This window comes from Catenulispora rubra (assembly GCF_015356825.1).
In the GTDB taxonomy this organism is placed as follows: domain Bacteria; phylum Actinomycetota; class Actinomycetes; order Streptomycetales; family Catenulisporaceae; genus Catenulispora; species Catenulispora rubra.
The window spans coordinates 1-12,255 of record NZ_JAACYW010000330.1 but is presented as its reverse complement, the minus strand read 5'-3'; the positions used below and the strand labels follow the sequence as shown (position 1 = coordinate 12,255).

At 68.0% G+C, this 12,255-nt stretch carries 16 protein-coding genes; 1 reads left to right on the top strand and 15 read right to left on the bottom strand.

The window, feature by feature from the left end; all coding sequences use genetic code 11:
* Positions 1–18: 18 nt before the first annotated feature.
* Complete coding sequence (locus GWK61_RS47030) at positions 19–558, bottom strand: helix-turn-helix domain-containing protein (RefSeq protein WP_194919528.1); 540 nt, start codon at positions 556–558, stop codon at positions 19–21.
* A gap of 323 nt (positions 559–881) precedes the next feature.
* A complete protein-coding gene (locus tag GWK61_RS47025) occupies positions 882–1,196 on the bottom strand; it encodes a hypothetical protein (RefSeq protein WP_194919527.1) in 315 nt (104 codons plus the stop codon).
* A 68-nt stretch (positions 1,197–1,264) separates the two neighbouring features.
* Here GWK61_RS47025 and GWK61_RS47020 point away from each other — a divergent pair, with 68 nt between their 5' ends.
* Positions 1,265–2,383 (top strand): helix-turn-helix domain-containing protein, encoded by a 1,119-nt coding sequence (locus GWK61_RS47020; protein WP_194919526.1) that lies wholly within the window; start codon positions 1,265–1,267, stop codon positions 2,381–2,383.
* On the opposite strand, the gene GWK61_RS47015 is transcribed toward GWK61_RS47020, so the two are convergent.
* Genes GWK61_RS47015 through GWK61_RS46960 form a run of 13 tightly spaced genes read right to left on the bottom strand, consistent with a single transcriptional unit; the run spans position 2,373 to position 11,946 of the window.
* Positions 2,373–2,936: a hypothetical protein gene (locus GWK61_RS47015; RefSeq protein ID WP_194919525.1), complete on the bottom strand. Its 564-nt coding sequence runs from the start codon at positions 2,934–2,936 to the stop codon at positions 2,373–2,375. The two genes, GWK61_RS47020 and GWK61_RS47015, sit on opposite strands and share 11 nt — an antisense overlap.
* Before the next feature lie 11 nt (positions 2,937–2,947).
* Complete coding sequence (locus GWK61_RS47010; RefSeq protein WP_194919524.1) at positions 2,948–3,238, bottom strand: hypothetical protein; 291 nt, start codon at positions 3,236–3,238, stop codon at positions 2,948–2,950.
* A complete protein-coding gene (locus GWK61_RS47005) occupies positions 3,207–4,442 on the bottom strand; it encodes a hypothetical protein (RefSeq protein WP_194919523.1) in 1,236 nt (411 codons plus the stop codon). Before GWK61_RS47005 ends, GWK61_RS47010 begins: the two co-directional genes overlap by 32 nt.
* Entirely contained in the window at positions 4,439–5,464 is a 1,026-nt protein-coding gene (locus tag GWK61_RS47000) for a hypothetical protein (RefSeq protein ID WP_194919522.1), read from the bottom strand. The genes GWK61_RS47005 and GWK61_RS47000 overlap by 4 nt, the downstream gene beginning before the upstream one ends.
* Positions 5,464–6,963: a hypothetical protein gene (locus GWK61_RS46995; protein ID WP_194919521.1), complete on the bottom strand. Its 1,500-nt coding sequence runs from the start codon at positions 6,961–6,963 to the stop codon at positions 5,464–5,466. The genes GWK61_RS47000 and GWK61_RS46995 overlap by 1 nt, the downstream gene beginning before the upstream one ends.
* Positions 6,953–7,087 (bottom strand): hypothetical protein, encoded by a 135-nt coding sequence (locus GWK61_RS59025; protein WP_267254557.1) that lies wholly within the window; start codon positions 7,085–7,087, stop codon positions 6,953–6,955. The genes GWK61_RS46995 and GWK61_RS59025 overlap by 11 nt, the downstream gene beginning before the upstream one ends.
* Complete coding sequence (locus tag GWK61_RS46990) at positions 7,084–7,341, bottom strand: hypothetical protein (protein ID WP_194919519.1); 258 nt, start codon at positions 7,339–7,341, stop codon at positions 7,084–7,086. The genes GWK61_RS59025 and GWK61_RS46990 overlap by 4 nt, the downstream gene beginning before the upstream one ends.
* A 25-nt stretch (positions 7,342–7,366) precedes the next feature.
* Positions 7,367–7,795 carry a hypothetical protein gene (locus tag GWK61_RS46985; RefSeq protein WP_194919517.1) on the bottom strand — a complete coding sequence of 143 codons (429 nt, stop codon included), beginning with the start codon at positions 7,793–7,795 and terminating at the stop codon, positions 7,367–7,369.
* A 4-nt stretch (positions 7,796–7,799) separates the two neighbouring features.
* The gene (locus GWK61_RS46980; protein ID WP_194919515.1) at positions 7,800–8,261 is read right to left on the bottom strand and encodes a hypothetical protein; all 462 of its coding nucleotides are present in this window, start codon (positions 8,259–8,261) and stop codon (positions 7,800–7,802) included.
* The gene (locus GWK61_RS46975; RefSeq protein WP_194919513.1) at positions 8,258–8,641 is read right to left on the bottom strand and encodes a hypothetical protein; all 384 of its coding nucleotides are present in this window, start codon (positions 8,639–8,641) and stop codon (positions 8,258–8,260) included. Before GWK61_RS46975 ends, GWK61_RS46980 begins: the two co-directional genes overlap by 4 nt.
* Entirely contained in the window at positions 8,642–8,992 is a 351-nt protein-coding gene (locus tag GWK61_RS46970) for a hypothetical protein (protein WP_194919511.1), read from the bottom strand. It lies immediately after the preceding gene.
* A 3-nt stretch (positions 8,993–8,995) separates the two neighbouring features.
* Positions 8,996–10,807 (bottom strand): HK97 family phage prohead protease, encoded by a 1,812-nt coding sequence (locus GWK61_RS46965; protein WP_194919509.1) that lies wholly within the window; start codon positions 10,805–10,807, stop codon positions 8,996–8,998.
* A complete protein-coding gene (locus GWK61_RS46960) occupies positions 10,807–11,946 on the bottom strand; it encodes a phage portal protein (RefSeq protein WP_194919507.1) in 1,140 nt (379 codons plus the stop codon). Before GWK61_RS46960 ends, GWK61_RS46965 begins: the two co-directional genes overlap by 1 nt.
* Positions 11,947–12,255 lie beyond the last annotated feature (309 nt).

Genomic DNA, 12,255 nt, shown 5'->3' with positions numbered 1-12,255 from the left:
GTCTTCGGGGGTGGGGCGTCAGTACTTCAGGACGCTGATGGGTACCGGTTCTGGTCGAGGTCCCGGTATTCGCGGCACTGTGACCGGCCAAAGGGCAAGGCGACACCCCAACATCTGTGCCCAAACAATCAGCGCAATCGGCCGAGGAGGCACGCGGGCAAGCTCCCATCGCTGTATGGAGTCACGGCTGACGCCGACACGTTCGCCCAACTCGGCCTGCGATATCCCCCAGGCCTTACGACGGCCCTTCAACGGCCAAGCCAACTGCCGCCGTACGAAGGTCTCCCACGTCTCCCCCGGACGCTGGCGCACACTGCGCAGCTCCTGGTCTTGTTCCACAAGTACCAGCCGCCGATCAAGCTCGCCGGACCACAGGATCAGATTCTTCAATGGTGGCTGGATCGCCCCGGTCTCCCACTCTGAGACCGCACGCCCCCTCACCGGCAACCCTTCGGCCAACGCATTCTGAGAAATCCCAGCGTTCAGCCGTGCCGTTCGTAAAGCATTGATGATTCCATCGAGACTCCGCTCCGCCACCCCGTCAACTTGCAGCGCCATCCATGCTCCTCATACGTTTTCTGTCATTCGCTCAGCTCCACGGCACCGAGATAGGTGCCCCCTCCCCAGGCGCAAAGTAGGAGAGGGGGCGGTGTCCCGGTGATCACGGCCCAGGGGGTAAGCCCGGTACAACAGCGGCCGTGAGCGGGGGCCGGGAGCCCTCCGGGTTCACGTCACCCGGAAGCGTGACGGGCGCGCCAAGCCGGAAAATCTCCACGGCGAGGATGCCGACAACGGCCGTCATGGCGGAGGCCCACGAGATCGACATGAGGGCCCAGAAGCGGTAACGAGACTCCTCGTACGTCCGCTCAGGCGGCAGCGGCTCACTCATCGGCGCTGCCCTCCTCTACGTCTTCGATCCTGCGAGCAAGGAAGATGGGCACGTCGCTGAAGCCTTCGGCGTTCGGGCAGTAGTCGGCCGTCTTGACCGAGACCCATTCGTTCACAGACGTGCACCGCTCGACGTTGCACCAGCGGCCGTCGATCCCGATCGCGTCCCCGGACAGCAGGTTGCCCAAGATCGCTTCCGGAAAGACCGTCAAGCCGACCGGCGGGGCCCCAGGATCTTGGGCCAGCATTGCCACGAGACGCGCCGGTGTCGGCCGCGCCTCCGTGTCGATTGCCTGATCAGTGCTCATACATGACAGGATGTAGCGGGCAGTGGTCGCGTCGATACAGCTACGGGGTTTTCAAAGGTATTCAGCCTATGGAGATGCGCATTGGAGAAGTGCTCCGGGCTGGCCGGGTGGCGGCGGGGCTTTCGCTCGACACGATGGCGCAGCGCGCGCACTTCTCTAAGCCCCACCTGAGCAACGTAGAGACCGGGAAGCGCCTCGCCTCGCCCGAGGTCATCGCAGCCTACGCGCACGTTCTAGGCGTTCCCGAGGAATCCCTCACGCGGCCCCTTCCTGATCCCCTAAGGAGGGCTCATGAGTGGCTGGTATCGGATTCACCTCAAACCATCGAACGACTGTCCGGCCGCCGCGTAGGGGCAGGGCTAGCGGCAGATGTCGAGACGCGGGTGATCGACCTTCGGCACCTAGACGACCATGTGGGCGGCGAAGATCTAGCCCCGGTTGTCGCGAAGGAACTAGACGACACGGCACAACTTGTGCGCGGAGCTTCCTTTACCGACCCCGTAGGGAGGCGGCTACTCACGTCCGTGGGTGAACTGTCACAACTCGCAGGATGGGTGGCATCGGACGCGGGGCTCTACGACCAAGCAGCGAGGCACTACCTGTCTGGCGTGTCGGCGGCCAACGAGGCCGGTGACCATCCGCTTGCGGCCAACCTCTTCTCGTCCCTGTCCTACCAGATGGCGAATGTTGGACGACCTGCTGATGCGCTTCTGTTGGCCCGGTCTGCCATGAAGGGGGCTGACGGAGCTACTCCCACGACGCGCGCCCTGCTCCTTGAGCGGGTGGCTTGGTCGGCCGCCAAGGCGCGGGACGCCGGCACTGCAATAAGGGTTCTGGATCAGGTGGATGACGTGTACGAGAACCGCTCCTCAGGAGATGCCGATCCCGAGTGGGTGTATTGGCTGAACCGGGACGAGATCTCGACCATGCGAGCCCGAGTGATGGTGGAACTAGGCAAGCCGTCCGAAGCCGAACCCCTGCTTGTCGGCGTCCTATCCCGCTACCCGGCCGAATCGTACCGGGAACAGTCCCTCTATTGGTCGTGGCTTGCGGAAGCGTATGCCAAGGCGGGAGAACTGGACCAGGGACGCGCGGCCCTGGGGAAGGCAGCTGACTACGCGGCCCGGGTCAACTCCTCGCGGACCGCTGACCGTCTCACGGTCGTGATGGGACTCCTCACCCCCTAGCCATAGCCGGGGCCTGGATGCTCGCGTAGTCCGGCAGCTTGACCGCTGGCGGACCCGCGAGCGGCCGGAGGAGTTCCACGGTCAACTCGGCGTGGTTGATCCTGAGTCCGCCGCCCACCGGGAACGACCCGAACGCGAGCTTGGTCCCGGCGTCCATCGTGAACGTGCGGGTGTAGGCCAGGGTCCACGTGTCGTGCTGGATGCCGGTGTACACCTCCGTCCCGTCCGCTTCGAAGATGCCTTCCCAGTCTTGGGCGTTGCCGCTGCCGGAGGTCTGGCAGGCGCTCACGCGGTACAGGCCGGAGGCGGTGATGGTCCATTCGCTGTCGCGGTCCCAGGTGAGGAACGGCGCCTCGGATACCGGGTTGGCTGTGTTCATCCGGACCCTGTTGAACTGGCCGGGCGTGAGGTCTTGGGTCAGGCTCGCGGCCCAGTAGTAGGCGGCACCGCCGATGGCGTCGAGCCGTTCGGCGAGGTCCTGCATCTGCGCGTCGCCCTCGGGCTCGTTGTCCGGTTCCGGGTAGGGCAGGCCGAGGTTCGGGGTGGTCTTCATGGCTGGTCTCCTCACACAGGCCACAGGATGCGGGTCATGGTGTTGCCGTGGATCGCCGAGCACTGCATCTCGGCGGCATAGCCGACGTCGTGGCCGAGCTTGTCCATGGCCTCTGCCGGGATGCGCATCTGAGACCACTCCGAAGTGCCGTCTTCGGTGATCAGGCACCACACGGTGTTCTGATTGATCCAGTAGCGCCCGTCCGTGGGCGAGAACCCGACCCGCAGCGTCCTGGTGTCGTCGGGGATCTGGTCGGAGAACACCTCCGAGTCAGAGTTCATCCGCTGGGCTACGGTCGCCATCGCCTCTCTCCCTTCTCTGCGCGGGGTCCGCGTCGGATACGGTCACGTCCATCACGCCGCCGCCAGTCGCGGTCAGGGGCAGCCGGATACCGATCACGCGGCCAGTCCACCCGGCCCCGGCCCCCTCGACGCGGACCATGTCGCCGAGTTCGAGGGCTGGGTTAGCCACCGCCGGCAGAACCTCGGTCCGGGTCAACCTGAGACAGCGGTCGAGCATCGCGCGCGCCGCCGAGGCCATGTGTTCGGGTGCTGTCAGGTACTCGGAGTAGTAGAACCGCGGCTTGGGACCGAAGGGCCCGTAGAAGTCCACGGGGGTGCCGGGGTACTCGTCCTGGCGGGCCGGAAGCCAGAAGAACAGGGCTTGCGGGGCGGCGTCGCCGGTGTATTGACCGTGCACCACCATGGCGTTGTACATCCGGTCCCTGCTGGCCTCCCGATCGCGGACCGTCAGGGTTCCGCCTTCCCCGGTACGGATGGTCGCGACCACCGGAGAGTTCGGGTCGTAGGGGTGCAGCACGCACAGTGTGCCGTTGTCGTCGACGAGCAGGCGGGACGTCGGGGTGATGCCGTCCGACAGGCGGCGCAGGTTCTCCCACCGGTCCCGGCCCCAGACCATCATGGGGTTGACGCGCTGGTCTGCCGGGAGGCCGGGGGCGATGTAGTGGGGCAGCAGCACGGGGGCGCCAAAGTACGGCGTCATCAGCTTGTCGAAGGCCTGGCGCAGCGTCGGCGCCGGGAAGGTCGGCGGCGCCCCTCCGGTGTCGTACAGGTCGCCCCAGGGGGTCTCGGTGTACAGGTGGCGCCAGTCGCGGATGAGCTGGGACAGGTCCACCGCGCGCACTTCGATGTAGCCCTCTGCGTAGTCGGTGCGCCATGCGCTGATCAGGTACCAGCCGAGGTCCACGACGTGTTCGGCGCCTGCGATCTCGATTCCGGCGTACACCTTGAGCCGCTGTCCGGCGCAGGACAGCGGGTGTGTGGAGTAGTCGGACTCCGGGACCCAGTTGTTCCCGGCCGCGTCGCGGATGGGCACGGTGATGACCACCTGGCGGCGCAGCAGGGCGGCGGTGTCGTCGAACGTGACGGTGCCGCTGATGATCGGGACGTCTGCCAGCTTGGCGCCGCCGCGCCAGGACTCGACGCGGGCCACTACGCGGTGGCTGGCGGCGATGGTCTCGGCCCATCCGGCCGGGGTGGGCCTCATGCCGGTCTCGCGTTCTGCGGCGGTGCGGCGATGGTCTGGGCCTGAAACTCGGTCGCGAACAGCCACGATCCGCCGTTGCCGGGCACCATCCGGGCCCGGGCGAAGTTGCCGACCGCGAGATAGACCGTGTCCAGGCTGGACGCGTCCTGAGTGCGCAGCAGTACGGACCCTGTCTTGAGGATGCGTTCGAGCTGGTCGCGGCCGTCGCGGTCGGCGGTGCGCAGGGTGATTGAGGTCGAGGGCCACAGGTGCGAGTCGAACACCACCACCGGGTCCGGCCGACCGGCCACGGACACCACGGACTGTCGGGCCTCGAACTCGACTGTGTCCCAGGCCTGCACGGTGACCGGCATGGTTTCGGTGGTGGCCAGCGAGGACAGCCAGCACCCTGAGGAGCAGGTGAGCGAGGTCCGCGACGGGACCAGCGGGTCCCACGACCCATCGGTGTAGTCCACGGTCAGGCCGTATTCCAGCTCGACGCCTAGCGGTGCCTCCCAGTCCCACACCGCGCCGCCGCGCGGGTCGGTGCCCGCGTAGATCCGGCCCCGGTCCTGCTGCCAGATGTTCCACTGCCGCAGCGGCTTAGGCAGGCTGCCTAGGACCACCTCGACGCGGACGCCGGGCGCGGGCGCGCACTGCGGCAGCAGCTCGATGTAGCCGAGCCCGGACAGCTCGATGGTCACCGGGCAGTCGGTGCGGACCAGCCCGGAGAGCTGGCGCCAGGTCGGCGACCGGCCGGGTAGGTCAGCCCACGATGACACAGTGCCGGCCAACTCGCGCCAGGACTCGAACATGCCCCCGAGGCGCGCCGCAGCTCGGGCGGTGTAGGCGGCCGACCATGCCGGGTAGCGGTGGGAGGCGGTGCCGTGTCCGGCCGCGTCCAGCGCGACCGGGACCGGCGGCGTCCCGTCGCCGAAGTCCAGCTCGACCGAGACCACGCCGGGCGCGTCGGACAGCTCGACCGTGAACGTCGCGGTCCGGGCCGCGACCACGGCCGACAGGGCAAGGACAGGCTCAGGCACTACACCCACCCGCCCCCGGCCAGCCGCGCGCCGTCAGCGCTCAGCGCGCTGCGCACGGTCGAGTTGATCCGCCCTTGCAGCTGGGACCCGTCGATCAGAACCGTGAGGTTCGTCGCCCCGCTGACCGCGCGCACCCGGCCAGACCGGGAGTCGGCCAGCCCGGCAGCGCGCGGCCCGGGGACCGGCGGTCCGGCCGCTGCGGGCCAGGCGAGCGCCGAGGCCGAAGGCAGCGAGAACGGCAAAATGCCCTTGATCTTGTCAAGCACACCGCCGCCCACCTTGCCGAGCCAACCCACCAACTTCTCTACGGCGGATGAGGCGGCGTCCACGGCGGACCTGACGCGGTCGAAGCCTGCTTGCAGCGGGTTGAGCTGGCTGAGGGTGTTGCCGAGCATCCCTTGCAGGGTGCGAAGCACCCCGTTGAGGACGGTCATCGCTGCGTCGTTGCCCTTCACCCACTCCACGGAGGACTTCAGCCCGCTGATCATCGGCTCGATCGAGTCGGCGGCCATGCTGAAGCCGTCAGCGAGGAACCCGATTGCGGTCGCGGTGGCTTCCAGGGCCGGTACGCCGTAGTCGATCATCAGGCTCATGAACTTCTCGGCGACCGGCATCAGCTTCTCGCCGAGTTCGGCGCGCAGATTGGCGAGCTTGGCTTGGAACTCCTGTTGCTGCTGGCCCAGCTCTCCGGTTGAGGCGGCGTACGCGCCCTGAACCGCGATGGTCTGCTCTTGCAGCATCGCCAGCCGGGCCTGTGCGTCGGACATGCCCTCGGCGCCGTTGGCGGCCTTCCAGGCTTCGACTGCTGATTTGGACAGGTCCAGGTTGAACTGACCGAGCCGCACCGACGAGCCGGACAGGGCAAGCGCCAGCTTGTCCACGGCCTCTTTGGTGGTGCCGCCGTAGACCGTGGCCAGGTCCGCGCCCAGCGTGATCAGGTCGTTGGACTTCTGGGCGATCTCGTCCATGGGCAACCCGGCCTGAGTCAGGGAGTTGCCGATGGTGGTCGCGAGGGTGGCGTATTCGGACTTTGCCAGGCCCACCGATTCCGCGGCTTGGGCCGCCCACTCGCGCATGGCGCCGGCATTCTCGCCGAAGGTCGCATCCAGGCCCTTATACGCCTGCTGAAGCTCCTTGGCTCCGTCGATCGAGCCCTTCAATACGGTCGCGACCATCGTTGCGCCGAGGGAGATAGCGGCGGTGATCCCGACCTTCTTGATGGTGGAAATCAGGCCGGTGAACTTCCCGTCCGCCTTGCCGACGCCGTCCGCGATCTTGTCGCCGACGTCCTTACCGGCCTTGCCGGTCTCGGACAGCTTCTCTGTGGTCTTGCTCGTGGCCGAGCTGATCTTGTCGGCGGCGGACGCGCCGGTGGACCCGGAAGACTCCAACGTCTTATCCAGGTCCTTATAGGCGTCGCCGGTCTCCTTCGCCGCCTTCTTCGCTCCGAGGGCATCGGCGATGATCTTGATGGACAGCAGGGCGCTCTTACCGGCCATGCTCACTCGCCTCCGCGATCTCGTCGAGCAGGACCCACATAGCGGCCCGCTCGTTGATGGTCAGGTATCGAACCTCGCGCGGGGAGATCCCGAACGCGCGCGCCAGGACCACCCGTTCCCTCACGCGAGCGGATCGGGGTCCGTCTCGTCCTCCGGGTCGGCGGCACGGGTGATGTCCAGGTGGCGGAACTTGATCCGGCGCCAGGCGTCGTCAGGGATCGAAGGGTCCGCGTCTTGCGCGACGACGACCGCGAGCGCGGCGGCCACGGACGTAGCGTGTTCGCCGTGCTCGGCCGGGGTGATCCCGACCAGCTGATAGGCCCGGTCCAGCTGTTCGGGTAGGGCCTCTCCGAAGTCGGCCACCCACCTGCGCGCCATTGCGTCGTCCTCTCCTCATGTTGTTTCAGCCCGCTGAGTACTCGTCGCAGAGGGCCCGAACAGTGGCTTCGAACTCGGCAGTCCATGCCGGTTCGAGGTCTACGGCGGCCTGCGCAATCCACGGGTTCGGGGCGATCGGGCCGCCCCGGTGGCGCTTCACATGGCCCCAGGGCTGGCGGTTCCAGCCCCAGTGAATAGCGGGCACATACGGGGCGGCCGTGCCACCGGCCAGCACGATCCCGCACATGCGGGACGTGATAGTCCGGATGCTCGTCGCGGCCTGCCCGGTGCCGCGCCCGGTGCGGTTGGGCACGGTGGCGCGGGCGCGGTCGGCGACCATGTCGGCCGAGGCGAGACGGGCCTCTTTCAGCCGCTCTTCGATCTCCTCGCCGCCGATGGCGTCGAGCGCCGCGAGCACCGAATCAAGGCCCTCCACCTCGTAGCGCGTGCCCATCGACTCAGCCCTTTGCCTTGGGTGCCGGCGCAGCCGCGGTTTCGGCCAGAGTGGTCGGTGTCCGCGTCGGGGTGCCGACCACCGGCCATTCGGCGTCTGATGTGATCCGCTGGTTGATCTCGCCGCCGATGAGCACGGCCTTGACCTGGCAGGAGCCTGACCAGGTAGGGCCGTTCTTGCGCGGCTTCCAGACGAATTCGATGACCTCGCCGTCATGGTCGAACGCGTAGTTCACGAACCCGTCAGCGTTCTCCCAGTCCTGAATGCCGGTGAAATTCAGGCTCCACGTGGTCTTGACCACGGCCGGGAGTTCGTCCCCGCACAGGGTCTCCACCGGGTCTGAGGTCTCGTCGAAGTCCGGTTCCAAGGTCACCTCAGTGGCCTGGCAAGACACCGTGAGGTCCGGGGATGCGGCCGGTCCGAAGGTCAGCACGCCTTCCTTCAGCCGGGAGTCGGTGATGCTCATACGTACACCTCGCACGTGATCTGATAGGCCATCGCCGGGTCCGGCGAGGACATGTAGTCGTTCGGAGGAACCCAAGACACGAAGGCGGCCGTGTTCCACTCGGCGGCGTCGTCGTCCTCCAGGACGTCAAGCACCTGCGACACCAGCTTGGCCAGCGGCCCGAACTCCACCCAGGTCCCGGGCATGCCGATGACCAGGACCTTGAACGTCGCCTTGATCCGGCCGCACAGCACCGCGTCGCGGTTGTCCAGGCGGGGCGGCTCGATCAGCACGCACGGCGCGACCAGGTTCCGGGGGTCGTAGATCACCGGCCGCTCAATGCGCTCATCGGCTCTGATCCTCTCGGCCAGGCCGGTGATCGCCTCCACGATGTCGTGCACCTAGCCCACCGCCCCCGGCGTCCATCCGCCGATGCGTAGCAGCCGCTCCACGTCGGGGTCCCAGCGGGCGACGAACACCGGCCCGGACATCTCGGAGAACGCGGCGATGCCGGTCGGGGAGTTGCGGCGGGCGAACAGGCGTTGCGCCCACATCATCAGGCCAGTCCGGATGTCGTCGGGCCAGTCCTCGCCGTCCGGCAGGGTCCGAATACGCGGTGAGGCGTCGGCGGCCAGGGCGTTGATCGCCTTGACCGCCTGCCGTATCCAGGTGCCGTCCGGCGTGCCCTCATCAGGGACCTCGATCCCGATGATGGCGCACACCTCCTCGACCGTGATCGACGTGAGCGCCACGGGTCACCCCTTGGCCTTCGTGCTGCCCCCGCCGCTGGGCGGCGCGTCGATGATCGGGACCAGCGCGGCCGGGTACGGCGTGTAGATGGCCGTGTATCCCATGTACGCCAGGTCCAGACCGAGCACGTCCGGCTTGACCGCCTGGAGGAACCGGCGGCCGTTCTCGTAGGACTCGACCATGGCCGCGTCACCGATGATGAACGTCTGCGCGGGGAACCGCTTGGACACGATCCACCGGAACGGCCCGTCCACCAGCCCGCGCTCAGGGTTCGACAGGTCAGCACGCGCCGTGGCGTTGGACGGGTCCAGCGCCGGGAACAGCGGGCGGCCGGTGGTGTCCGTCAGTCCGGCCAGCTGAACCCACCGATCCACCGACAGCCACACCGCCGTGGGGAACGCGTCCTGATCGTTGCCCAGGCTCTGATACACGTTCCCGGCCGCCTGCGCCAGGGCCTCGACGATCGTCCCGGCCTCGCCGTCCCACTCGACCTTGGTCCCGCCGCCGGTCCCCATCGCCGCCGTAACCAGCGTGGTCGCGGCCAGCGTCTCAGTGCGCAGGATGTAGATCGAGACGAAGTCCTGGATCAGCTCATTGAGCAGGGACGGGCTCGACCAGTCGATAGCCTGCTGCGAGATGTCCAGCGCCCCGGCCAGCGTGGACTTGGAGACGTCCTCCAGCAGCACCTTGTACTTCTGGGAGGCCACCTCAGACTTCTCAGTGGCCTGCGGGTCCACCTTGACGTGCTGGGTGATCTTCGGGCGGGAGAACTTCGCGCCGATCATCGGCATGGCACGGGAGTTGAAGGACTCCCACACCGGCCGCCGCCGCGAGGCGCGGCCCAGCAGCTCACCCACGATCTGCTGCGGCAGCAGGCCCGGGATGTCGGCGGTGACTTCGTCCTGGAGCGCGGCGCGGATCACGCCGTACTTCGCCCAGTCGCCCTCCCGCGCGCCGAGCGCGTAGGCGTGGAAGTAGTCACCGGCGGTGTACAGGTGCCCGTCCCGGCCGCGCGCCGCCGGGTACTTCCCGGGCCGCTCGGTCGCGGTGATCGCGGCCAGTGGGCCGCCCCGGGTGGTGGCGTCCTCCGGCAGCGGCGCGGCAGGCGGCGCGGCCGACGCTGCGACCGCTGCGGCCACCTCGGAGGCCACCAGCGCGCGCAGGGTGGCGTCGTCACCGGCCGGAGCCGGGCCTCCCACGGGCACCTCGGCCGGGGTCGGGGCGGGCTGATCGGTGGGGATCGTGGGTGCCGTCATGGCCTTGACTTCCTCTCGCTGCGGTGGGGCGCCCGCGCCGATGCTGGCGCGGGACGAATCGATGGCCGGAATGGTCACCAACGACACCTCACGCAGGGCCGCGCTCACGATGACCGTGGTGCCGTTCTCGTCTCGGACCTTGATCGGGATGATCCCGACGGACAGCCCATCAAGGATCTGATCCTCGACCAGCCCGGCCGCCTCGATGGCGGCCCGATGCCGACCGAGCCGGAACGCAGCGCGCGCCCCGGCCTGGTCGGCATCAAGGCTCGTCATCACGCCGAGCGGAGCGCCCGCGTCGTGGTCGCGGAGCAGTTTGACCCGGCCGACCTGGTGCGGTGGTGCCAGGCAGCCGGGAGCGAATCGGACTGTCTCGTACGGCCCCATGGGGTGACAGTCCACGTTGAAGGCCACGATCTCGCCGGACACAGTGCCGGCTGAATCCGCGGTGCGAACCTCGGCCTGATCAGGGCTCGAGTTTTCGGCCGCTGACACCGCGCCGGCTGTCGGCGCGGCCCAGGTCAGCGGGCTAGTGAGAGTGAGCGTCACCAGCTCGGGCATCACGCAGCCTCCTGACGTGCGGGCGGATCGTCTGCGGGCTGGCCAGTCGGCGCCGCCGGGGCTGACGGCGGCGCCGACCGCTTGGGGGGCGGGCCCGGCAGGCGCTCCAAGCGCCGCGCCTCGGCCCGGTCCATGACGTCCAGGTCCACGAGCGTCTTCGAACGCTGCGCCCGCTCGGCCGGATCGCCACGAAGGAAGTTGTCCAGGTCGAACGCCACGTTCTGACCACGCGGCGAGCCGTTGCGGTCCTCCATCGACAACCGGCCCGTGATCGCCTCCATGTACGGCGACAGGCACAGGTCTACGAAGTCGGACCGCTCGGCGGCCACGTTCGAGTACGTCATCGAGTCACCGGAGTGCACCGACATGTAGCGGGCAGGAATGCCCAACAGCCGCGCCAGCTGCTTCGCGGACTCCTCGCGGGCCTCCACAAGCTGAAGATCCGCCGCCGAGGACTGCGCCGAGTGGTACGACACGCCAGCGTTCAGATACGCCGTGGCGTGCGCCATCCGCGACTTCTCCCAGTCGTCCAACAGCTTGTCGATCTCGGTGCGCTCAAGGACGTACTGTCCCTCCTGCTTCAGGTAGCCGGTGGGAACCTCGGGAGAGGCGTAGCGGTTGGCCGCGACCTCCAGCGCGAGCGCGGTCAAGATCTCCAGGCGCCCATAGGCCAACAACCCGTCGTCGGGCCCCTCGAAACAGATCAGGTCGGCACGCGGTATCTTCCGGCCCTTGTAGAACGCGTATTCGGCGCTCACCTCATCGGTGCCGAACTCGCGGTCGAAGGAGACGTATTCGGGGTCCAGGACCCGGACGCGGTCCGGGAACCCGGAGAACGTCCGGTTGGTGACCTGCCACCAGGCATACGGATACAGCACCAGGTGCCGCACCGTGGCCGCCATGGTCCGGGCGTACGGCCGGTAGTCCTCCGGGTACGCCAGGAACCGGCCGGGCTCCATCCGGTCCTCACCCCGCCAGCGGGCCAGCGGGAACGACCCCACGGACCCGGCAATCAGGTTCACACCCCGGCGCACCGCAGGCACCTGCAGAGCCAGCTCACGCGAGAGCATCCCCGGCAGCGGCCCGCCGTACAACAGGCCGTTGGCCCCGTTCAGCGCGCGAGCGACCGCCGGGGCCAACTGGTGATCGTCCGGAGGAGACGCGTCGGCAGCCTCTACCGCATCGCGTCGCAGTCCTCGACGGAATCTGATCACATAGATAGCCTAACTATCTATCGCCATATCAACCCACTTCGCACCCATTTGGGCTAGAAGTGCGATCGTCGCTTGTTTCACGTTTCACGGAATCAGTCAACCCCCCTGAGTTTCCCCCTGTTGTCCGGAGGGGTTGAGCTCCTGGTCAGGGGGTGCTGATGGGTGTCAGGGCTCGTTGTGTTCGGGTGGGCTGAACGGGTGGCGGGGTCGGGGCCGCGTCGATGGCCGGCGGGG